Raw genomic sequence first — 21,078 nt, forward strand, 5'->3', positions numbered from 1 at the left:
TATATTCTTAAGCCGTAAAGAGGCACGATATGACTGAGCTCGTTTCAGAACTGGGCAACTCTCCAGAACAAGACATCAAGGCAATCGCAAAAGGCGCAATTGGCCGTAGTCTGGGGCTTACGAAAGATGACATCAATCCAGGTCTGGTGATGGCCAAGGGCTTGATGGATACAGGGCGGACTGAGAAGGCGCTGGAGATCTACACTGGGCTTGTTCTGCTTGAGCCGATCAATGTGGATGTGCAGCTTGGGCTGGCGAATTGTGCAGTGCAGTTGCAGCAGTACACACTTGCTGTGCAGGCAGCTTCCGCTGCAATGGTGCTCGACCCGACCAACCCACGTCCATACTACTTCTCTGGTGTTGCTTGTCTTGCTTTGGGCCACATTACAGAGGCTAAGGAAGACCTTGAAGACACTTTGACATATGCCAAGGACCGCAAGGATGCCGAGATCCATCAGGCGGCTCAAAAGCTGTTGACCGGGCTGAACAACGCCTGAGTTCAACTTACTGCACTTACCGAGTTTTGAGGCCGGGGATAAACGATGCCACTCGCACCTGTTACAGACAATACTCCGGCTTCTGCCGCCTCCGAAGATCAATCGGGAGAAGCAGATGTCAATCTTGATGCTGTTTTTCGTGCTCTCGGTGGTGGGGATGTAAGTGCTCAGGCTGTGATTGAGGCTATCAAATCCAGACAGGGCCTCTCAGGTGCCTTGAAGGCTGATGGTAAGTTGGAGAAGGTTCTTTATCAGTTTGCCTATCAGGCTCTGCACCTGCAGCAACAAGCATCTGCAAAGGAGCAATTTGAAGTTCTCTGTCTGCTTAATCCAAACAATGTTGAGTATTGGCTTGGGTTGGCGTTGAGCCATGCAGACTGGCCACTTGGCGGGGGGGACGTCAAGAGATCGCTTCGCAAAGCAAAACTGCTTGATGAGGCACATCCAGCCGTCGCCCTCAGGCTTGCTGAGCATTGTTTGTGGTCACGAGAGCTAGATGAGGCGACTGTGGAACTGGTGCGCTTTTATCAGCTGATGAAGGTGCGGCCTGTTCCTGAGCTCATCGAATATTCTAAGCGGCTTGCGTTTGCATTGGAGGCGCAGAAAAAATCTGCTGCACGAGACAGTGATGTGTCATGATTGCGACTTCCGGTTATCTACATCTGCCCTATGATCTGGGTGAGGATGAGAACGGAGTTGTTGAGCTTGCTGGTCCGATACAGGCAGAGAAATTCTCCAAGATTTCCGGTGATATAGGGATTTTGTATCGCGAGCTGTCGTTTACGGCTGGCTTGCTGACATCTGCGCGGAAGGTCGAGAGTGTCAAACCACTTGGTGCCGGTAGGATGTCAGTCGATCACCAGATTGCGTTGCAGTATGGGACCGAACTGGCGCGGACCAGAGTACTCTCTCAAGACCATCGCTTTGAGTATGAACAACGGGCGACCCGGACAGTCAATCGCCTGAAGGAAGCTGATCATCTGTATCTCAAATACAGTGCGCAGTTTGATCTGTCTCGCTGGTTTGCCTACGAGAAGCCCAGCCTGACGTTTTCTGACGAGAACCGCATCGGGCTAACAACCTTTGAGGTGGCCTCTTACTCGCCTGTCGATTTGCATGAGTTGATTGCGAAAATCGAGAATCGGTATCATTTGCTGCAACGCCTTTATACGCAGCTTCCTCGGTTGAATGAGCATAAGCGGCGGCCTGGTTATGCTTATGCTTTCATGCTTCTCACAGACGGTGTCCTGTCTGCCCTCAAAGCGGCCCTTGCGAAGCGGACTGCTAGCTCTGGGGACGACAGTTCTTCCTAAGGCGGTCTTTAGGTGCCAATCCTACAGCTTGCTTGGGCACTGATCTCATTCTTCGTTTTTGATCAGAAGGATGCTGCAGGTGTTGTACGTTCAGCACACACATGTAAGTAACGATTTTTTCACTCCGTAATTGTCCCAATAATGTCCATAAGAGGGCGGGTTCTGTGTTTTAAGGCACAACACGACCTCTGGGTTATCTGCGAGATATAGGGAGAGATAATTCAAGGAGTCTGAGATGACTGCAGTTACGCCAATTGGTTCTTCATCTGTATCCAATGCCATTGATAACAGTGCACAGATTGTTCGCCCGGCCGCGAACAAGAGTGTTGAGTCTATTCCGTCTGCCAGTCAGCTCCTCTCAGTCGGGGTGTCGGCAGCGTTCGGTTTGCAGCCACCGCCAGACAGCGGAAATCTGGAAGTGCTGGTCGGGCAGGTTGTTGCCCGGTTTGAGGAAATCCAAACCTCTTTGAAAGAACAAAATCTGATCGGGCAATCTGAGAAGGTGCGTTCTGCACGCTCTGAGTTGCTACAGGCGCTTGCTTTGCAGGAAGATATTGCAGCTGACATTGAGGCTTTGGACTTGCAGCAGCAGGAACAGGAAGGCCAGTTGTCTGATTTGCAGACCAGCCTTACCTCCAAGCAAGATGAACTGGCAAATCTTCCGGCAACTGTGCCAAGCGATCCAGATGATCCAGATAGCGAACTCGTTCAGGATCCTAAAGAAGTTGCCCGTTTGAATGGTGAGATTGCTCAGATCAATACCTCGATCAGTGAGGTGGAGACTGCGCTTGCTGATACCGTCCAGCAGCTTGACGTCAAACTTGAAGACCTGAGTGAAAGTGATGCGGTGCAATCTTTGCTGCGTACTGCGCTTGAGGAAATGGCTGGTGCGCCGAAGACTGGTGAGATGGACGAACACGGCCAGTCTACGCTGGAAGGTGCTTTGTCGGATGCTGCCAGCAAGCTGAACGGGACTAAGCCTGAATTTGATGAGCGTCACACCATTATTGAAGAATTGCGCGAGGAAGTGCGTGTGTTTGCTGAGGATCGTGTGAAGGATGAAAAGGCTTTGATGACGCTTCTCGAAGCTGAGTATGCCCTGCGTCTGGTCGGCTTTGTGTCCAGCTCAATCTCCAAATCACTTTCTGTGGCGGAGCAGTCCGTTACTGGTCAGGACACTTCGGATACGACCGGCAGACTTCAGCTGCTTTTAGATAACGGCCGCGTTTAACGTAATCGAATAAAGTTCGGGCAGCACAAGTGCGATAGCCCCGGGTTCGTTTAGCCCCGGGGATCGTGTTGGGCGCTTGTGCTGAACGCATAGGTTTGAAATGATTGGTGCTAAACTAAGTTCAATGCTGCGCAAGACAGCAGGGGTACTTTCTATTTCTTTGATCCTGTTGGGGTGTACCACAACCCAGCCAGCTGATCAGGAATGGGATAACACAGCCCCGCCAGCGGGGTTGTCTGACCAGCTTCAGCGGTTCTTTTCAGAAGAGAACCAGCGCGAAAACCATCTTGCCCTTTCAGGTCAACCAAGATTGGCATCCAATACGCGTGGCGTATTGGGCCGTGCGATCAACACCCGTTGGGTGAATAGTGAAAATGCGGAAAAAGGCAGACCCGGCGCGGCTTTCTACTTCAATGATGAAGAAGCTAAGGTTTTGCTGTCAGATTCCCGGCTGAATAACGCCAACCGGCAGGAAATCCGCGTTGCGCAATCCAGTGATGCCAAGGCGACCTCTGATGTGGTTCGCCTGAACTTCCGTGGTGAAACTCTGGAATATTTCATTCAGCAAACGCTGGGTGGGATTTTGCAGGTCAACTACGTGATTGATGAACCGCTGGAAGGTGCTGTCACGTTCCAGACGGAAAAACCAATTGCCAAAGACCAGATGCTATCATTGGTTCGTGTGCTTCTGGGCCGCAATGGCTATATTCTGAAGCTCATTGACCAGATCTTCCACATTGGCCGTCCTGAAACCATTCAGGCGATTGAACAGTTTTCTGGTGTTGGGTCTGCGGGCGATCTGAAGCTTCGGATCTTGCCTGTTCGCTCAGCTTCCCCAGGTGATGCGGCGAAGGTTTTACAGGCTATCCTGCCAGCTGGTGCTTCTGCTGTTGCAGTTGAGGGATCGAACAAGATTGCGGTTCGGGCGCGACCAGAAGATATTGGTGCGGCTGAAGAGTTGGTGAACAGCCTTTACAATCGTGACAATGACAAAACGATTGTGTCTGTGTTGCGCCTGCAGCAAAGTTCAGCAAGTCAGGTTGCCAAGCAGATCACCACACTGTTTCAGCAGCTTTATCCAAACCAGGTCAATTCGCCGCTGACCGTTATTCCGCTTGAGGCGCAGCAGTCTTTGCTTGTGGCTGTGCAGAGCCGCGAGATGTTGCAGCGTGTGCGCCGGATTACGAAGGAAGTTGATTATAATCTTCTGGATACGCCTAAGGTGCGGATCATCTCGCTGAAATATTTGCCTGCAAATGAAATTGCAACGCAGCTCACGCAGATCCTTGCGGGTGAAGGGGGCAGTGGTTCTGTTGCTCCGCCGGCTAATGAGCAGAAACAAAAAGCTCAGAATAATGGCTCTTCCGCCCGCAAGTTCCCAGTCTCTGCTACTGGTGTTTCCGTAAATCCAGGTGGAGATTCAATCAACAACCGCTTTAACAACGCGAACAAGTTGTTTGACGATATTGCTGAGACGCGCGGTGCCAAAGTCGCCGTTGCCAAGAAAGTAGGCATTGTTGCTGATAGCCGGAACAATGCGTTGCTGGTGAACTCAACCTATAAAGAATTCAAACATATCCGCGACGTTGTGCAAGCACTTGATCTGCCGCTTTCTCAGGTGGTGATTGAGGCGACAATTGCTGAGGTGAACATTAATGACAACCTTTCCTATGGTGTTCAGTGGTACCTGAGTAAAGGTAATTTTGCGGGTGGTGTTGGTACAGTCGCAGAAGGGGCCTCTCGTCCAGCTAGCGCTGGTGGTGCTCTTTCCCTCAATACTGTTGGGGTTGATGTGGTGTTGAAGGCACTTCAGAACATCACCAAGGTGAAGGTGATCTCGTCTCCTTATCTGACTGTTCTGGATGGCCGTAAAGCGCGTCTTGTGATTGGTGATCAGGTGCCGTTTGCGTCTCGCAGTCAATCTTCCAGCAATGATGGCAACGTGACTGTGACCAATGAGGTGGATGTAAAAGACACCGGTATTGTTTTGCAGGTTGAGCCGAATATTCGTTCCAACAACTCCGTTCTGCTGCAGATTCAGCAGGAGGTGAGTAATGTGGTGCAAAACAAGACTGAATCATCGCTGACACCGACCATTGCAACGAGAACCATTAACTCGGATATCGTTGTTGAATCCGGACGGACCATTTTGCTGGGTGGTCTTATTCAGGAGCGCAAAGAAAAGGGTGAGTCTGGTGTGCCGATCCTGCGCAAGATCCCAGTGTTTGGTGAGCTCTTTAAGGACAATACAACGAATGACACAAAGCGGACTGAGCTGTTGGTGATGATTACACCGCGTGTTGTTCGCAAGCAGTCTGAACTGCAGAACATTACGCAAAAACTGCGCCGTGAGCTGTCTTCTTTCTAAGCTGCTTTGAACTGACAGATGTGTCCCCTGGAATGCTTTGGTGTTCTGGGGGATTTCTTTTTTAAGTTGTAGGGTAGTGAGAGAAATTCATTCTTTCTGTATCTGCTAGGCTTTTGAATAATAAATGAAAAATAATGCGGATTGAGATTACATCTTATTCAAACTGTATCGTTTAGCACTTTGTGTTTCTTCGTTTTCTGGCAGTGTTATCTGCAAGAAAGTAAGGAAGCGGAGTACCCCAATGCTCGATAAATTGCTCAATGATGCATGCCAGATATTAGGCGTGAAACCACAAGAAGATGAACAGGATCCATCTATTCGTGTTGTTGACCTGGATGCATTCTCATTGAAATTTAAGCTGGTTACAGACAGTGATCGTATCTGTGTTTCTGCGCGTTTGTGTGAGTTGACAGCGGTGCAGAGAGACCGGATCCTGGAGCTGGTTCTCGTTTACAACACGCAAAGCTTCCAGTCAGGCGGTATGCGTCTGGTGCTGATCGAAAACGATGCGCTGGTCATGCATAATGACCTTCGTGCTGTTGCCTGGGATGCTCAAAAACTTGCCAAGTTTGTGTTGGCATTTGCTGATGTTTCGGCTGGCTGGCTGAAGATTGTTCGTGAAATGGGCGGGTTGGCTGAAAGCGCAGCTGACGATGATGAGCATGACCTGTTTGAACCGGCTTCTCTGATAAGCCTCTAAAAATCCTAGCTCCTTCCATGGGGCTGAAGCGTTTCTTTCTCCAAAAATTTAAGACAGTATCCTGTGACTGATCCTGAGGAGGGTGGTTTGGCGGCTGTCGGTATCTGGCGGGCCACAATGACTGAAATCCTCTTTTCTCAAAATGATCGTTACACCAATGTGGTCGCACGCCTTGAGGCTGCTATTTCGGGCAAGTCGGTTCAGGATGCCCGTGTGAGCCTGACCCGAAGTGCGAGCAAAAATGGTGAGGTGCTTTACAAGGCCACAGTCTCTCGTGAAAACGGGGACGGGCTTAGTGAAAAAGTGCTTGGACTTTGCCGCGCTGTGACACGCCACACCCGCTTCCTTCAGCATAAAGCAGATCGACCAGAGCAGAAGGTCTCCAACTGGAATGTGTTTTATCAGTTGTTGAGGAATGAGGCTGCGCAGAGCCTCTATGAAGATTCCGTGGATCAACGTCAGGACCTGTTTGATGAGGCCATCAGCTATATCTCCCAGTTTGTTTATGAGGAAGAAAAGAACAACCCAAAGGGGCTGAAGTTCTCCTCCCTCAAGACACTGAGTTCCTATTTGAAGAACCAGGGTGCTGTGACTGTTCTGCCCGAGAACTTCAAGGAAGAGCCAAAGGCAACCGTTGGTGTTTCCAGTGCGTTGCTGATGTCGTCTCTGGGCTTTCAACTGGCAGGTAATCAGATGCGATATGTCAGTGATGATGACTTCCGGTTTTCGTATGCCGGGTTAGGGCGGCGTAATCTGGACGATTATCTGGAGCAACAGCCTTCATCGCCGACGAATAGTAACGACGGCCCGCATGGTGACATCCCTCATCACGAAGAAGGTGTTTGTCCAACGGATACTGTTCAGCCGCCTGCAGAGGTGCCGCATGATGATCAGCCTGCGTTTGAGTCCAGCTTCAACAGCATGAATGAGGCTTCAGCCACTGAACTATCCCTCCAGCAATCGCGTGAGTTGCTTGATGAGAAGGGGGAAGTGGAGACGGGTGGACCTGATGAGGATGAAGCTGTGCGCGAGAAAGCCTATAGCCGCGACAAGCTGAAGACGAAGGCTGCCAAGATTACCCCGGTTGGTGAAGAGAGTGACGTTGCCGATGAAGGCGGACACGAAATTCGTGTTGAGGATGCGTTTGCTGGCGCTGAAGATGATGCCGTTGAACGCGAAGTGCAGGAAGCCAAAGTCGCAGAGCGCCGGATTAAAGTGCTGTCGTTTGATCGGGATTACCAGACGAAAAACTCACATGCAATTCGCACGGTTCGCAGTGCTTCAGCTGCGCCAACACAATAACAACAAAACTGGAATGATGCTTTATGATTGACCTTGTTCTTCCTTCAAGGCCAACACTTAACGCTCTGCTGAATGCACTTCTCAGTAGTGAACATGATCTGAAAATCCGAAAGTCTGATCTTGTTATTCCTCCGCTGAAAAAGGCGCGGGGACGAACTGAGGATGAGCTTGTCTTTCAAACCAAGCTGGTGAAGCCGCGTGCTTTCAGTCTCTCTCAGCCTCTCTGGAAGATGGTAGGAAAGCTTGGCGTCAGAGGCAGGTTTTTGACTGCAAAAGCAGAGGCATTTGAGCAGCAAGTGCATGATGTTGAAGATGCCGGGAACTGGTATGATTTTGAAGTCCTGATTGAAAACCAGATCAAAGCGCATGATTGTGATGTGTTTGAGTACATGATGGCGATCATTCAGCAGGCGTTTGGTGATAGAGGGCCTTCAGAAGCTGCTTTGAGTTTTGGTGAACTCACACGCATTAATGCCATCGTCATGGATGTACTTCCATCGGCTCCGGTCTTTTCCATTGCAGCGAAGATATTTGATGAAGCGGAGGAGAAGATTGAGCTTGGGCTGGCGTATCTCGTGCGGACCAGTGGCTGCGTTCAGGAGGAGACCTCTGACGAGGTTCTGGCTGAAATCATGATCAAAGCGTTCGGCTCTGCAGATAGGGAGAGTATCTCGGCCTCTAACGATCAGATGCGCAGCTTTAATGAGCAAATGCGGGTCTGGGAAGAGCTTGAGATGAGAGCAATTGCCCGTCAGATGGCGGTTGCTTAGCTCCTACTCTTCATACGTCATCTATTCCTGAGAGGCCGGTTCTGAATGGATCGGCCTTTGTGCTGTTTGATACTTGACGCTAAGTTATTGAGATAACGAGGAATAACCAAATCGTGTTTTGATGTTTTTTCTGCAGGAAACATCGTTGGCTGTGACCAACGGCACTCAGCTGTATGTTTCAAACGTGCATTCTAAGCTCAAGAATTTACAGGTAACGAGCCGTTCGAGGCTTATGGAATGCGGAGGCAATAATGACCGGAGTTAGCTTCTCCAGTAGTAGCCAATTATCTGATGTTTTGACGCAGATTGATCACCCGGCGAACAGGGAGTTCGTTAAAGAAAATGCGCAGGTTCGCATTACTGGTGGTGACGTCAGAGATGGTGAAACCATCTACAGTGCAGAGACAAAAGACGGAAGTAGTAAGGTTTCCAAGGCAAGTTTGGCCAAGCTGACTGGTGGCAAACTGTTTGGGAATGCTTTGCAAACCCACGACAAAAAGCTGAACAACTGGCATGTCTTCACCCAGTTGGCAAAGAATGAGATCTCTGCAGGTTTAGAAAAAGGTGGGCTTCAAAACCATCAGGCGAAGACAGGTGATATTCTGACCGCGGCCTTTGACAAGGTTCAAAGCAATCCGACATATCATAGCAATGACGTGCGTTTTGGAGCGCTGCAAGAATTGAGCACGACGATCAAGTCTTTGGTCGCAGATGCTCTTTCTGATGCGAGTACCTATGAGCAGATTTCCGTGAACAGTCGGCCTGGTCATTTCATTGATACTGATGGTTCGCTCGTTCTGCCTAACTCACTTTACGGCTCAGCTTATTCTGATGTGTCGGGTGACGGATATAGCTTGCTTGGCGGGGAAGGTGTGCCTGACGAAGAAGAGTATGCAACTGTTCGCTTTGAAGGCGAGCTGAATAAGCCAGAGCTTGGGGATCAGCAGTATGCCGCGGTTAACAAGCGTGGTGGTGACAAAGAAGGCGCGCCGATCCTTAGGCATTACACGCCAAATCAGTTGCAAGAAGCCGCAGCAAATGAGCGTAGGGAAGCTGCTGGTGTTCTGGCTGATATCGATCGTCAGGTCATCGAGAATGAAAATCCATACAACAGGCTAAACTTCAACACTGGACCGTTGGCGGAGCCGGGCAGTGTCCTGCTTGATGAGACTTACGCGACTATCGATCAGTCTCAAGCAGATTCTCGCTGGGGAGAGAAGGTGAGCACTGTGAACAATGAACCGCTCTACGTAAATTCAGGGGTGGAGAGTGCTGTAGAGAACAGCAGTGAGTATTCTGATGTGCTTCTTGGTGATGATCAGGCGATCTACGGAAATCTAACGAGGGACGGAAGACCGGCTCCATTGCCCAAGCCAGCAGCTGGTGACATTCCACCAGTTCCGCCAAAGCGGGATGCCTCTCTTCAATAATCGTTAGGTTTGAATAGCGAAATCTATTCGATCAACTGACAACAAGAATTCGTATGCGGCTTGCTCTTTGAATGTAGCAGGTCGCATGCAAGCTTTGGAGTGAGGGTGGAATGAACGCAGAAGATTTTGATAGTGAAACCGTAAAGGTGCTCGCGGAGCTTGGTTTTATTGCTGTCTCCTATGGTCTTGCAGAACATGCTGACTCCATTTTCAAAGCGTTTCAGGTGATGCGGCCGGATCAGGAGGCAGGTCCTCTGGGGCGAAGCCTTGCTGCAATGACGCGCGGCAATGTGGATGAAGCCTTGCTCTGTCTGGAAAACGCACCGCCGACAGATACCATCCAGACGTATCGCGGGCTGGCGCTGCTGCGTAAGGGCGAGATTGATACGGCCTGCGAAATCCTGAGCGAAGTTTGTGAGATGGCAGCTGGTACGCCGTGCGCGGAAATTGCTGCGCAGGCTCTGTCCTCCAGAGACGAACTCGCCAGTCCAGTAAGCGCGATGATGTCCCGTTAAAGGCGTCCGGCTCAGTTTACCTTAGTTTCAGTAATACGTGAGGAGCATTCATGGCAACAGTATTGGACAGCGCACTCACCTCTCAACTGCAGCAGGCGTTGCAGGGCGGAGCCCCGTCAACCGGTGGTTCAACAGGCGATGTTACCGGTCTTGAGGACCAGTTCCAGACAGCACTCAATGCTGCCGGGGGCGTGCAACCGCCTGTGGCCGGGCAAATCGTAAATGGCAATGTGGTCATTGGCGGAGTGGAGCAAGTTAATGCTGCCCAGAACGTGGCAGCTGTTTCAGCACCAACACAAATCGCTTCCGTCAATCCAACGGACAGTAACTTCGTTATTGACGGGTTGGCCAAGGTCAGGGGTGTTTTTGCCGAGACCAGTTCCAACATCAATGCAATTTCTGAAGGTGGCAAACTCAGTCACTTTGACAAGCTGATCAACATGCAGATCGAAGTGGCGAACTACTCTTTGCTGGTTGATGTGAGCTCGAAAATTGCAGGCAAAACCACGCAAGGCTTGGACGCTTTGATGCGTTGATTAAGACTGCGCATTCAGTAGGTATAGTGAAAGTCTAAATGAATATTCGGCGTTTTATTACAATTGTGGGCATGGTGATTGGTTTGGCCGCCTGCAACACAGATCTTTACACCAACCTTTCTGAGCAGGAGGCAAACACCATGCTCAGCCTGCTGCTGGAAAATGGTGTGTCTGCTCAGAAAGTTGGTCTGGGAGATGGTCTTGTCACCTTGCAGGTGGATGACGACGATATTCAGCGTGCCGTCACAATTTTGAATGCGAATGGTTTGCCAAAACGAACGCGTGACACGCTCGGTCAGGTCTTCCAGAAATCTGGCATTATCTCCTCGCCATTTGAAGAGCGTATTCGCTTTATCTACGCGTTGAGTGAGGAAGTGGCTGAGACCATTACAGAGATCGATGGTATTGTTTCTGCTCGCGTTCACATCGTTTTGCCGGAAAAAGCGGATCTTGGCGAAGAGGTGAAGCCATCTTCTGCTGCGATCTTCATCAAGCATCGCCCGGAGTTTGATATTGAATTTCTGATCCCTCAGATCAAGCGCTTGGTCAGTAATGCGATTGAGGGTGTTGAATATGCCAGCGTTTCTGTTGCGCTTGTTCCTGCACGTGAGCTGAAACCATTCTCACAGCGCTCAGCGCAAGAGTATGAGGCCGTGTTCCCGGGCTTGCGCATTGCACGCGATGACGCCGGTATGTTCTGGCAGATCCTTGGCGCCGTGGGCGTCGTGCTGCTGCTGTTGATTGGTGGCGTTGGCTATTTGCTGTTCAAGCAGATCAGCTCCGGCGGCAAAAAAGCCAAGGGTGGAGACGACGACGAGCTTCTGCCTGAAGAACTTGCTTAGTAGCAGGGGACTGGCATGATGACAGGCACTCCACATCACTCCGCAGTCTGGCCGCTTCAGGCCAGACTTGCTGCGTCTTTACTGAACCCTCTTTCCTTTGCGCATGATGACCATCTGACAGCTGCTGGCCTTGAGTTGGACGTGCTGCGTGGTCTGGCTGGGCAGGAAGATTTTCAGAGGCCTTTGAATACGCATGTCTCGCAAAAGCTTGGGCTTACTGCGATTGCTGCTGATGTGGCGGTTACGTCAACTCTGGCAGTCTCAGAGCAGGCCCGGCTTGCACTGATGTTGTGCAGTTTGGGTGCTGAAGATTTTGGCGGCGTTATGCGCATCATTGCGATTGCCAGACTTCATGAATTGATCGGGCGCCTTGTGCTGAAGAAGGATTGCCAGCGTATGGAAGCTCTGTTTGGTGAAGAGGTCTTTGATATCGCCATTCGCGATGTAGCATTCTTCTTCAGCTCGCTTGGCTACGAAAGTGAGAATGATGAGGCATTCCATCATCTATGCCGCGGAAGTGATGAAGAGGCTTTGCAGGCGCTGACACTTGTTGGTGCCGAGGGCATTTTGGCTTTCGTCAATGCTGTTGATGCGAAACTTGAGCCGCTTGTTCGTCTTCGCTTTTCCAATGAACTCAACGAAAAACTTAGCGCTCGTTTGCAGGTGATGCGAGCAGAGCAGCAAGAGCATTTTGTCCAGTATTTGCGTCGGAGATTGCCACAATGGCGAGCATTTATAGACTGAAAGAGCTGGGCGCAAACCTGACGCCAGGCACGCACATCATTAAGGAAGCTGAATTTGCTTCCGTTGAAACAGCTGACCAGATCATTGCAAATGCGCAGCGCAAGGCAGAGGAAATTCTGCAGGATGCGACGCGCGTTTATGAAGAACAGCAAAAGCAGGGCTATGAAGATGGTGTGCGTAAAGCGCAATCTGAAGCCTGTGAACGCATCCTTGGTGAGCAAGAACTGCTCGACACGCGCCTGCGTGAAGTGGAGCATGATGTTGTCACGGTGACCATCACGCTGTTGCGTCGGTTGCTGGATGAGTTTGATGATGCTGAGCGCGTTCGCCTGATGGCCCGCAGTATGCTGAAATCACTACGCGCTGAAAAGCGTGTGCGGTTGCATGTTGCACCGGAAATGTACTCCCAAGCGATGGCCATGAGTGGTGCGATCACTGATGGTTTCAAGCAGGTCGAGTTTCTTGAGATTGTCGAGGATGGCGATTTGCAGGGGGCTCACATTGTACTGGACGCACCTGTTGGCCGCGTTGATGGCAACTTGCAGGTTCGGCTGGAGGAAATTGAAGAGATCCTGCGTCGTACTTCATCTGCTCAAGCATCCTCCAAGCGATTGTCGGAGGTGTAATGACATCTCTCATTGAACCTGCTGAGCATGTTGAGGACCGTCGCAACCAGATTGGATCCGGAGTGCCGCGGCTTGGTCGTACGCTTGTCAAAGCTGCCACAGATGTTGACCCTTATCCGCTGACAGGCCGTGTCCGCAAAGTGGTGGGTACACTCATCCATGCAGTGGTGCCAAAGGTGGAAATTGGCGAAATTGCTGAGCTTTACACGCGCTCAACAGGTCGCAAACTTATGGCAGAAGTGGTTGGGTTTCATGATGATGAAGCGCTGCTTTCTCCCATTGGTGAGCTTTATGGCGTAGGGCCGGACACCGAAGTTCGTCCGACGGGGCATGTGCAATCTGTTCCTGTTGGTGATGGGTTGCTTGGCCGGGTTCTGGATGGCATGGGCAACTTTATTGATGGGCTGGACCGGGAGTTTACGCCTGCAACGCATTATCCGGTCAAGCAGGAACCGCCGGATCCTATGCAGCGCCGGATTATTGACAAGCCGCTGCCAATGGGTGTGCGTGCCATTGATGGCATGCTGACCACTGGCGAAGGCCAGCGCATGGGCATTTTTGCTTCTGCTGGTGGTGGTAAGTCCACGTTGATGGCGATGCTGGTGAAGGGGGCTGCTGTTGATGTGACCGTGCTGGCGCTGATTGGTGAACGTGGCCGAGAGGTACGCGAGTTCATCGAGCATGATCTTGGGCCTGAGGGGATGAAGAAGTCCGTTGTGGTTGTTGCCACTTCTGACAAGAGTTCCCTAGAACGTTCGAAAGCAGCGTTTGTTGCAACCTCTATTGCAGAGTACTTCCGCGATCAGGGCAAGCGCGTGCTGTTGCTGATGGATTCCGTGACCCGCTTTGCGCGTGCGCAGCGTGAGATTGGCCTCGCTGTTGGTGAGCCGCCGACCCGTCGTGGTTTCCCGCCATCTGTTTTTGCCACGCTGCCGCGCTTGATGGAGCGCGCAGGAATGAATGATAAGGGCTCGATCACTGCGTTCTATACGGTGCTGATGGAGGGCGATGATATGAACGAGCCGGTTTCGGATGAGACCCGCTCCATTCTGGATGGGCATATTGTGCTGTCGCGAAAGCTGGCAGCGGGCAACCATTATCCTGCCATTGATATTCTGAATTCCAAGAGCCGCGTGATGACAGCGGTTACCACGCCTGAACATCGAGAGATGTCTGGCAAGGTGAACTCGTTACTGGCGAAGTATGAAGAGGTTGAGCTTCTGGTGCAGATTGGTGAGTACCAGAAGGGGGCTGATACTGAGGCTGATCTGGCGATTGCTAAGAACAAGCCGATCAAAGAGTTTTTGCAGCAGCGTACTGATGAGTTCAATGGCTTTGATGAGGCCTTGAGCAAATTGAAGAGCACTGTTGCGTGATCAACCAAATCAAAAAGCTTCATCTCGTCAAAACACTTAAGGAGCAGAAAGCTCAACGGACGCTCAACGCTGAGCTGGAGAAAGTTCGGCGTGCCAAAGAGCAGCTGGAGCACAAGCGGCAAGTTGCGGCAGATGAACGTGCCGCGCTGCCAGCCAAGCAGGATGCGCTTTATCTGGAGATCATCAAGAAGGTCATTTCAACGGATGATCTCGATAAAGTGAAAGAGCAGGCACAGATCCTTGAAAGCGCGGTCAAAAAGCTGGAGGACGCAGCGGAACGCGCGGCCTATGTTTATGATCGTGCGCTTAAAAATGCGGATGCTGCCCGCCTTGAGTATCAAAAAGCACTTCGCATCAAAGATAAGTATGGAAAGGTTGCGGATGATCTTCGGGTAGAGACCAATGCCTTAATGGAGGCTGCGGAGGAGCAGGAGATCGAGGAGCAGTTTTCCGGGCGAAGGCAAGTGGAATTATGAAAGTTTCTCAGGGTTCGCAGCCACTTGAGCAGCAGCAAAATCTTGAAAATATACGTGGTAAGCAACCTCGTGAGCATGGCAAAACGTCTGGCAAACAGCAGGGCAACAAATTTTCTGAGGGGTTGAACCGGCAGGATGTCAGCTTGTTTCAGGAACAGTTACGCAGCGCTGAAGGCAAGTCTGTTCCAGTTCATGGAAAGGGTGCTTTTCAGGAGGAAGGCGAAGGTTCTGAGCAGGGGCAGACTGACCCGCTTGACTTGAGCCATGCCCGGTTGCTGGCCGCGTCTGATCCCGCTGAAGCCCGCAGTATTTCCGTTTCCAATCCGTCCGAGCTGTTCAGCTCCGTGCGTCAGGCGAGTACTGAAGCGCGTGTCGATAAGGCGATGAGCGCGATTGCAAACCAGATTGAACAGGCTATGCGCACCGAGGCCATGGCAGACAAAAGCGATGGACGCGTCTTGAGCCTGACCCTTGATGCCAACCGGTTTGGCCTTACGGGACTGAAAGTTATGACAACACAAGGCGGTCTGGCTGTTGTGCTGGAGCGCGTGAGTGGTGACCGGGTTGCTGGTGAAGTGCAGGCCGCAGCGCAGGGGCTCATGAGCACTTTGCAGCAGCGGTTTCCTGACCGGAAAATCCGCATTCTTGATCGACTGGAACAGCAGGAGATTGAGAGTGTTGATGCTGGTTCGTCTTCAATGGGAGGTCTGTCCTCCATCTTTGCGGGGAACAGCACGAGCTCATGACATCCTTGAATTACCAATCCAAAACTGACCCGCTGGCCTACTGGAACGCAGCTTTGAGCTACGCGGAGCAGGACATTACGGTTGAGAGCACGCACACGCTGAACTTTCAGGTGAGTGAAGCGCCTTCCGCTTTTGCACAAGGGAGTGTGTTGCGCAGTGCATCTGGTGCAACAGCTCTGCTGGTGCTTGAGGACTTTCCGTTTGCTGCACAACTGAATGTGCCGCTCGCTTATGCGGATGTTCTTGAGCTGGAAGACGGACTTCGCAATGCTCTGGTTGAAGGCATTGTTTCTAACTTGCGCAATGAATTGCCCGCTGATTTTACGAAGATCCAGAGCGAGCTGCCGTTGCAGGCTGTATCTGCCTTGTTGCCAGCACGTGACCTGGAGCAACTGAGCTGGTTTGCTGTCCGGTATGGTGAAATTGGCGGTGCTCCTGTGCTGGCCAAAGTTGGCGTGCGGCCTGATGCGCTCTCCGGTTTTCTTGGAGATTTGCCGCTGACCGCGCAGCCTGCGTGGCGCGCGGTGCGTGAACAGTTGAACACCTCCATCTGCCTGACGTTGTGTGAAGCGCCGTTGCCAACCGCTGAGGTTTCCAGTCTGCGCATTGGGGATCTGGTGGTGCTGGATGCACCTGCGCTGGGTCAACGGATCACCGTGGACGGGCCGCTGAGTCGGCATCATCTGGTGCTGGTTGAGCAGGGATGGGGCTGCGAACGAATTGAGAGTGTGAACGGTATGAGTGAGCTAACCGAAGAAGCGAATGCGGAGCAGGTGAGTGGTGCTGAGGAAATCGGCTCTATTGATCTGTCGCAGATGATGGTGCCGGTGCGGTTTGAAGTTGATGAGCGCGAGATCTCTATTGCCGAGCTGGAAAGCTGGGCGGCGGGGTCGTTGGTGAACATTGATGTGCCTGCGCTCAATGAAGAGACACCGGTTTATGTGCGAGCTGCAGGCAAGCGCATTGCCAAGGGGCATCTGGTGCAGATTGATGAGCGGGTCGCACTGCGCATTTCTAAAACTGACCGGGGCACCGGCCTTTAAAACTGCTTTCGGTCACGCCAAAGCCTAACATAACCAGAGGTGCCCAAAGGCGCCCAATCTGAGATTTGCTGATGACGTCTGATCCATTCTCGCTCATATTAGTGCTTGTGGTTGTGGCCCTTGTTCCGTTTCTGGCCATTGTCGCCACATCCTTTATCAAGCTTTCGGTGGTGCTGCTGCTGGTGCGTAACGCGCTTGGTGTGCAGCAGATTCCGCCTAATATGGCGTTGAATGCGCTGGCTATCATTTTGTCCGGCTACATCATGCTGCCGGTCTTTTTGCAGACATTTGAGATCGTAGAGCAAGGAAACCTCTCCATCACCACGGTGGAGGAGATGAAGACCACCTTTGTTGCTGCCAAGGGGCCGCTTGAAGATTTTCTCGCCAAGCATGCGGACAGCAAGGAAAAGGCGTTCTTCCTTGAGGCGTCCCGCCAGTTGTGGCCTGCTGATATTTCCGCAAGCATGACAGAGGACAGCATTGCAATTCTGCTGCCGGCCTATACCGTTTCGCAGTTACGTGAGGCGTTTGAGATCGGGTTCCTGCTGTATCTGCCGTTCCTTGCGATTGACCTTGTTGTTTCCAACATCCTGCTTGCCATGGGCATGATGATGGTGTCGCCGCTGACGATTTCCCTGCCGTTTAAACTGTTCCTGTTTGTGGCTGTGGATGGGTGGTCGCGTTTGATCCTCGGTCTCATCAAGACCTACGTTTAGCCGGAAATGTAAGAGGAGTAGCTTATGTCCCCTGAAGACGCCGTCTACCGCATTTCCGAGGCGATGATCCTTGTGATGATGCTGTCTTTGCCGCCAATCATTGTTGCCTCGCTTGTCGGCCTTGCCGTGTCGCTTTTGCAGGCTTTGACGCAGATGCAGGAGCAGACAATCCAGTTTGGGGTCAAGCTGATCGCCGTGGCCCTGACGCTGTTCATGATGTCCAGCTTCCTTGGCTCGGAGACCATTGGCTTTACGCAGGCTTTGTTTGATGATTTCCCGACCTTGGTCAGGTAACGCCAATGAACCTGCTTGCGGAGATCACCACAGTCCATCGTGATGCATTTCTTGTTTTGTTGCTGACGTTTCCGCGTATTTTTGCGGTGTTTGCAACATCACAGATCTTCAATGCCACGTTGATGTCGCGCATGGCGCGTAATGTGGTTGTGATGGTGATTGCGATCCCGCTGTACCCTTATAACCTGCAGTACGTGGACGGATTTTCGCCAACTGGATCGATGTTTGTTGTCTACTTCTTCAAGGAGTATGCCATCGGGTTTCTGATTGGCTATACGATCTCTTGTCTGCTTTGGGCCGTCCAGTCCGCTGGGACATTGATTGACAACCAGCGCGGTGCTGCGGTTGCCTCCAGTATTGATCCGATGCTGGGGAACGAGAGCTCGCCAGTCGGGGATTTGTTCTCGCGTGCGTTCATTCTCTATCTCTTCCTGACGCCAGGGTTCTTCTTCATCCTGACACTGGTTTATAACTCCTACATGATCTTTCCGGTGACAGAGTTTATTCCTGTTCTGCCAGAGGATTTCCCGGAGCTGATCCTGTCGATCTTCGACAATGCGATGCGCCTGATGTTTGTTATGGCTGCACCATTGGTGATCCTGATGTTCCTTGCAGAGTTTGCACTGGCGATTATCAGCCGGTTTGATCCGCAAATTCAGGTGTTCATTCTTGCCATGCCGATCAAGAGTGGCGTGGCCGTCATTCTGCTGACGTTCTATCTGTCATTCCTGCTGCCCGAAGCGGCTGAGCACCAGATTGAGCTGAAGCTGTTTACGGACGAGATCTTCGGGATCTTTGAAAAAGGCAAGGACATCTATCAGGATCAAAAGCTTGAGGTCCGTCCATGAGTGGGCAGAGTGCTGGCGAAAAAACCGAACTTCCCACCCCCAAACGAGAACGTGAATCTCGTGAAAAAGGGCAGGTAGCCAAGAGTACCGAGGTGACGACCACCATCTCGCTGTTTGCGGTGATTGCTTATCTCTGGTTTGCGTGGGACCGCAATTTCTCCAAGCTGGTTGGCCTGATGGATGACATGGCCAGTCTGGCGACGCGGCGAGACTTTTCTTCCTCCGCCGGAGAAGGGGTGTTTGGTGTTTTTTCGACCTTTATGGACATTGTGCTGCCGCTGATTGGTGTTGCCATTGCGGCGGGCATCTTTGGCAACTTCGTGCAGTTTGGCTTTCTTTGGGCCGTTGACAGCATCATGCCCAAGCTGAGCAAGATCAGTCTGGCTGAAGGGTTTAAGCGCATCTTTTCCATGAAGCAGGTGGTGCAGGTTCTCAAGTCCATCCTGAAAATCGCCTTGCTCAGCAGCATGCTCTACTTCACAGTGAAGTACGCGATTGGCGCTTACATCAACTCGCTCTCCTGCGGCATTCCCTGCATTGCTAATATCAGTGGTGCGATTATGAAACTGATCCTCGGGATCTCGTTTCTGGCCTTTGTTGGCGTGGCGATCCTTGATTTCATGTTTCAAAAGCACACCCACATCAAGAGCCTGAAGATGACGAAGGAAGAGGTGAAGCGGGAACATAAGGAGTCCGAGGGCAGTCCTGAAATTAAAGGGCAGCGTAAGCGGATTTCTCAGGAAATTCTCATGAGCGACAACCTTGAGAATACCCGCAAAGCCAGTGCTGTTGTGGTGAACCCGACGCACTACGCGGTTGCCATTTCCTATCGCCCGGATGAGGTTGCTGTACCATTGGTGGTTGCCAAGGGGCTTGATCTGACTGCGCTTAAGATGCGTACAGAAGCTGAAGCGGCAGGTGTGCCAATTTTTGCCAATGTTAAGCTTGCCCGTATGTTGCATGCGGAAGTGGAGATTGAAGAGCTCATTCCGCAAGACATGTTTGCAGCTGTTGCCGAAATTCTTGTCTGGATTGATAAGAACAAAGACATCCTTTACAACGGCCCGCTTGAACGCGGTGTGATCGATCTTGAGCATGAGAAGAAGAGCGGTGATGAGCCGCTGAACTAAAGCAGTTCGCATTTAAGCTGAAACACCTGAACTGCTTTAGTTTTTGTTTTTACGTATCTTTATCCGAAAACCGGTCTCCACTTTTCGGAGATACACTGTCGTTTCATCAATGTTCCAAGAAGCGCCCTAAGTCCTACATTTCCTCGTCTTTCTGTCTTGAATAATCCAGCTTGCAGTTGTGTGAGAATCGTGTTTCATTTGTAATTGTATTGTAATGCAATTGTAATTCAAGTGAGGGCAAGATGTTTTATAGACTCAATAAGCGGGACGTGGTCTCGGGTTTCATCACCAGTTTGTTCGTTTTGGTTTTCTTGTTTTTCGCGCATGCCTCTTTGGCGCAATCACCTCATCAAAGGGTTGGTCCCATCAGTGAGCCACTTGGTGAACTGAATATGCAGATTTGGCGGGTTCCGGTTGAGTTGGAAGACGGCAGTAGGACGATCACTTTGGATGCGACCACCTTCAAGCCGGATGGAGAAGGGCCTTTTCCGCTGGCGGTCTTTACTCATGGGGCGGCTCGGAGTGCTCCACGTGATGGTCCCTATGATTTCCGTCCTGACGCTGCAATCAGGTGGTTTCTTGCGCGAGGATACGCTGTTGCCGTTGTTATTCGCAGGGGCTACGGACGTTCAGAGGGGCAGCGCTCTGTTGTTGAGGATGGGGATTCAGAAGGTTTCATAAAGGTCCTTGAGGAGCGCGTTCATGATATCACTAGTGCTGTGGGGTACTTTCAGGATCAGCCGTTTGTGGTTGCTGATCATATTGTTCTTGTTGGATTTTCAGCAGGTGGAAATAGTGTTCTTGCAACGGCTGGCAAGGCCCCAAAAGGCGTTCGCGGTGTTATTGCGTTTGCGCCTGGATCAGCGACTATCAACCGCAATGAATTGGCTCATGCGGAGCTGATGGAGCGTGTTTTCAGAGAGTATGGCTCAACCGCAAAACTGCCCGTACTCTGGATTTATACGGAAAATGATGAGTTCTATAGCCCGAAGTTAGCCAAGTTCTTTTTTGAGGCCTACACATCAGAAAGTGATGCAAAGCAAGAGCTTGCCATTTTGCCGCTTGAGGGTGAAAACGGTCATGATCTCTTCCTGAGGGATGAGGGTCCTAAAATCTGGGGCCCGGTTGTTGCGCCGTTTCTTGAGCGGTTGATGCCTTAAAGCAGTTCGCATTTAAATTGAAATACCTGAACTGCTTTAGAGCGTGTTGCGTTCATTTGCATTCACGCCTCACGCTCTAATTTCTTTACTTTCAGCGAATTCTTGTCGTTTGATTGAATTCAATCAAACGGAACGCGCTCTAGTCTTTGTTTTTGCATATCTTTATCCGAAAACCGGTTTCCACTTTTCGGAGATACGCTGTCGTTCGTCGTGTTTGCATCAAAAACTTATTCCCCCTGGTTCCGCCAGCCCTAAGATTATCTCGTGTCCACGTACACGGGCAGCTGGCGGAGCGACCGTCAGTGTGGCGTGGGCTGGGCGGGGCTACCGGGAGACATAACGCATCCTCCGGTGGGTCCGTTGAAACACCCCTTGAAAGTCTTTAGTGCAGGGACCAAGCGGAAGCTGGTCACCC

23 protein-coding genes are annotated in these 21,078 nt (G+C 51.3%); all 23 read left to right on the forward strand.

The window, feature by feature from the left end; translation table 11 throughout:
- The first annotated feature begins 29 nt into the window (after positions 1–29).
- The 23 genes from PsW74_RS23880 (at position 30) to PsW74_RS23990 (ending at position 20,663) form a co-directional block, all read left to right on the forward strand.
- Positions 30–497, forward strand: a complete 468-nt coding sequence (locus tag PsW74_RS23880; protein ID WP_057463711.1) for a tetratricopeptide repeat protein — start codon at positions 30–32, stop codon at positions 495–497.
- Positions 498–542: 45 nt separating this feature from the next.
- Entirely contained in the window at positions 543–1,136 is a 594-nt protein-coding gene (locus PsW74_RS23885) for a hypothetical protein (protein WP_063289318.1), read from the forward strand.
- Positions 1,133–1,810, forward strand: a complete 678-nt coding sequence (locus tag PsW74_RS23890) for a hypothetical protein (RefSeq protein ID WP_063289317.1) — start codon at positions 1,133–1,135, stop codon at positions 1,808–1,810. Before PsW74_RS23885 ends, PsW74_RS23890 begins: the two co-directional genes overlap by 4 nt.
- A 235-nt stretch (positions 1,811–2,045) precedes the next feature.
- On the forward strand, positions 2,046–3,041 hold the full coding sequence (locus PsW74_RS23895) for a hypothetical protein (protein ID WP_063289316.1): 996 nt from the start codon (positions 2,046–2,048) through the stop codon (positions 3,039–3,041).
- Positions 3,042–3,141: 100 nt separating this feature from the next.
- Positions 3,142–5,409: a type II secretion system secretin GspD gene (gene gspD, locus PsW74_RS23900; protein ID WP_208980993.1), complete on the forward strand. Its 2,268-nt coding sequence runs from the start codon at positions 3,142–3,144 to the stop codon at positions 5,407–5,409.
- Between the two features lie 241 nt (positions 5,410–5,650).
- The gene (locus PsW74_RS23905) at positions 5,651–6,109 is read left to right on the forward strand and encodes a type III secretion system chaperone (protein ID WP_057463715.1); all 459 of its coding nucleotides are present in this window, start codon (positions 5,651–5,653) and stop codon (positions 6,107–6,109) included.
- Between the two features lie 63 nt (positions 6,110–6,172).
- Entirely contained in the window at positions 6,173–7,411 is a 1,239-nt protein-coding gene (locus PsW74_RS23910; protein ID WP_208988126.1) for a hypothetical protein, read from the forward strand.
- Between the two features lie 23 nt (positions 7,412–7,434).
- Entirely contained in the window at positions 7,435–8,181 is a 747-nt protein-coding gene (locus PsW74_RS23915; RefSeq protein WP_063289314.1) for a hypothetical protein, read from the forward strand.
- A gap of 251 nt (positions 8,182–8,432) precedes the next feature.
- Complete coding sequence (locus PsW74_RS23920) at positions 8,433–9,611, forward strand: hypothetical protein (protein ID WP_063289313.1); 1,179 nt, start codon at positions 8,433–8,435, stop codon at positions 9,609–9,611.
- Between the two features lie 110 nt (positions 9,612–9,721).
- Positions 9,722–10,126, forward strand: coding sequence for a hypothetical protein (locus PsW74_RS23925; protein ID WP_057463718.1), 405 nt, complete (start codon positions 9,722–9,724; stop codon positions 10,124–10,126).
- 50 nt (positions 10,127–10,176) lie between these two features.
- Positions 10,177–10,662, forward strand: a complete 486-nt coding sequence (locus PsW74_RS23930) for a hypothetical protein (protein WP_063289312.1) — start codon at positions 10,177–10,179, stop codon at positions 10,660–10,662.
- 38 nt (positions 10,663–10,700) lie between these two features.
- Positions 10,701–11,504, forward strand: a complete 804-nt coding sequence (sctJ, locus tag PsW74_RS23935) for a type III secretion inner membrane ring lipoprotein SctJ (RefSeq protein ID WP_063289311.1) — start codon at positions 10,701–10,703, stop codon at positions 11,502–11,504.
- 15 nt (positions 11,505–11,519) lie between these two features.
- Entirely contained in the window at positions 11,520–12,248 is a 729-nt protein-coding gene (locus tag PsW74_RS23940) for a hypothetical protein (RefSeq protein ID WP_063289310.1), read from the forward strand.
- Entirely contained in the window at positions 12,227–12,874 is a 648-nt protein-coding gene (sctL, locus tag PsW74_RS23945; protein WP_063289309.1) for a type III secretion system stator protein SctL, read from the forward strand. The genes PsW74_RS23940 and sctL overlap by 22 nt, the downstream gene beginning before the upstream one ends.
- Positions 12,874–14,250: a type III secretion system ATPase SctN gene (gene sctN / locus PsW74_RS23950; RefSeq protein WP_063289308.1), complete on the forward strand. Its 1,377-nt coding sequence runs from the start codon at positions 12,874–12,876 to the stop codon at positions 14,248–14,250. Before sctL ends, sctN begins: the two co-directional genes overlap by 1 nt.
- Positions 14,247–14,726 carry a YscO family type III secretion system apparatus protein gene (locus PsW74_RS23955; RefSeq protein ID WP_063289307.1) on the forward strand — a complete coding sequence of 160 codons (480 nt, stop codon included), beginning with the start codon at positions 14,247–14,249 and terminating at the stop codon, positions 14,724–14,726. Before sctN ends, PsW74_RS23955 begins: the two co-directional genes overlap by 4 nt.
- Positions 14,723–15,472: a hypothetical protein gene (locus PsW74_RS23960; protein ID WP_063289306.1), complete on the forward strand. Its 750-nt coding sequence runs from the start codon at positions 14,723–14,725 to the stop codon at positions 15,470–15,472. The genes PsW74_RS23955 and PsW74_RS23960 overlap by 4 nt, the downstream gene beginning before the upstream one ends.
- A complete protein-coding gene (locus PsW74_RS23965) occupies positions 15,469–16,515 on the forward strand; it encodes a FliM/FliN family flagellar motor switch protein (protein WP_063289305.1) in 1,047 nt (348 codons plus the stop codon). The genes PsW74_RS23960 and PsW74_RS23965 overlap by 4 nt, the downstream gene beginning before the upstream one ends.
- 71 nt (positions 16,516–16,586) lie before the next feature.
- Positions 16,587–17,231 carry a type III secretion system export apparatus subunit SctR gene (gene sctR, locus PsW74_RS23970; RefSeq protein WP_057463727.1) on the forward strand — a complete coding sequence of 215 codons (645 nt, stop codon included), beginning with the start codon at positions 16,587–16,589 and terminating at the stop codon, positions 17,229–17,231.
- Positions 17,232–17,255: 24 nt separating this feature from the next.
- Positions 17,256–17,525 (forward strand): type III secretion system export apparatus subunit SctS, encoded by a 270-nt coding sequence (gene sctS / locus PsW74_RS23975; protein ID WP_008546860.1) that lies wholly within the window; start codon positions 17,256–17,258, stop codon positions 17,523–17,525.
- Positions 17,526–17,530: 5 nt separating this feature from the next.
- A complete protein-coding gene (gene sctT / locus PsW74_RS23980; protein ID WP_057463728.1) occupies positions 17,531–18,373 on the forward strand; it encodes a type III secretion system export apparatus subunit SctT in 843 nt (280 codons plus the stop codon).
- Positions 18,370–19,503, forward strand: a complete 1,134-nt coding sequence (sctU, locus tag PsW74_RS23985; RefSeq protein WP_063289304.1) for a type III secretion system export apparatus subunit SctU — start codon at positions 18,370–18,372, stop codon at positions 19,501–19,503. The genes sctT and sctU overlap by 4 nt, the downstream gene beginning before the upstream one ends.
- Before the next feature lie 242 nt (positions 19,504–19,745).
- Complete coding sequence (locus PsW74_RS23990) at positions 19,746–20,663, forward strand: alpha/beta fold hydrolase (RefSeq protein WP_063289303.1); 918 nt, start codon at positions 19,746–19,748, stop codon at positions 20,661–20,663.
- Positions 20,664–21,078: the final 415 nt, after the last annotated feature.

It is taken from the genome of Pseudovibrio sp. W74 (assembly GCF_001623085.1).
Lineage (GTDB): Bacteria > Pseudomonadota > Alphaproteobacteria > Rhizobiales > Stappiaceae > Pseudovibrio.

Excerpts from the sequence above, each read along its gene's own strand:
- sctN (WP_063289308.1), top strand. The coding sequence starts at position 12,874 with ATGACATCTCTCATTGAACCTGCTGAGCATGTTGAGGACCGTCGCAAC.
- sctR (WP_057463727.1), top strand. The coding sequence starts at position 16,587 with ATGACGTCTGATCCATTCTCGCTCATATTAGTGCTTGTGGTTGTGGCC.
- PsW74_RS23965 (WP_063289305.1), top strand. The coding sequence starts at position 15,469 with ATGACATCCTTGAATTACCAATCCAAAACTGACCCGCTGGCCTACTGG.
- PsW74_RS23880 (WP_057463711.1), top strand. The coding sequence starts at position 30 with ATGACTGAGCTCGTTTCAGAACTGGGCAACTCTCCAGAACAAGACATC.
- PsW74_RS23905 (WP_057463715.1), top strand. The coding sequence starts at position 5,651 with ATGCTCGATAAATTGCTCAATGATGCATGCCAGATATTAGGCGTGAAA.
- PsW74_RS23940 (WP_063289310.1), top strand. The coding sequence starts at position 11,520 with ATGATGACAGGCACTCCACATCACTCCGCAGTCTGGCCGCTTCAGGCC.
- sctS (WP_008546860.1), top strand. The coding sequence starts at position 17,256 with ATGTCCCCTGAAGACGCCGTCTACCGCATTTCCGAGGCGATGATCCTT.
- PsW74_RS23990 (WP_063289303.1), top strand. The coding sequence starts at position 19,746 with ATGTTTTATAGACTCAATAAGCGGGACGTGGTCTCGGGTTTCATCACC.
- PsW74_RS23915 (WP_063289314.1), top strand. The coding sequence starts at position 7,435 with ATGATTGACCTTGTTCTTCCTTCAAGGCCAACACTTAACGCTCTGCTG.
- PsW74_RS23885 (WP_063289318.1), top strand. The coding sequence starts at position 543 with ATGCCACTCGCACCTGTTACAGACAATACTCCGGCTTCTGCCGCCTCC.
- PsW74_RS23930 (WP_063289312.1), top strand. The coding sequence starts at position 10,177 with ATGGCAACAGTATTGGACAGCGCACTCACCTCTCAACTGCAGCAGGCG.
- PsW74_RS23920 (WP_063289313.1), top strand. The coding sequence starts at position 8,433 with ATGACCGGAGTTAGCTTCTCCAGTAGTAGCCAATTATCTGATGTTTTG.
- PsW74_RS23925 (WP_057463718.1), top strand. The coding sequence starts at position 9,722 with ATGAACGCAGAAGATTTTGATAGTGAAACCGTAAAGGTGCTCGCGGAG.
- gspD (WP_208980993.1), top strand. The coding sequence starts at position 3,142 with ATGATTGGTGCTAAACTAAGTTCAATGCTGCGCAAGACAGCAGGGGTA.
- sctL (WP_063289309.1), top strand. The coding sequence starts at position 12,227 with ATGGCGAGCATTTATAGACTGAAAGAGCTGGGCGCAAACCTGACGCCA.
- PsW74_RS23890 (WP_063289317.1), top strand. The coding sequence starts at position 1,133 with ATGATTGCGACTTCCGGTTATCTACATCTGCCCTATGATCTGGGTGAG.
- PsW74_RS23895 (WP_063289316.1), top strand. The coding sequence starts at position 2,046 with ATGACTGCAGTTACGCCAATTGGTTCTTCATCTGTATCCAATGCCATT.
- PsW74_RS23960 (WP_063289306.1), top strand. The coding sequence starts at position 14,723 with ATGAAAGTTTCTCAGGGTTCGCAGCCACTTGAGCAGCAGCAAAATCTT.
- sctT (WP_057463728.1), top strand. The coding sequence starts at position 17,531 with ATGAACCTGCTTGCGGAGATCACCACAGTCCATCGTGATGCATTTCTT.
- sctJ (WP_063289311.1), top strand. The coding sequence starts at position 10,701 with ATGAATATTCGGCGTTTTATTACAATTGTGGGCATGGTGATTGGTTTG.
- sctU (WP_063289304.1), top strand. The coding sequence starts at position 18,370 with ATGAGTGGGCAGAGTGCTGGCGAAAAAACCGAACTTCCCACCCCCAAA.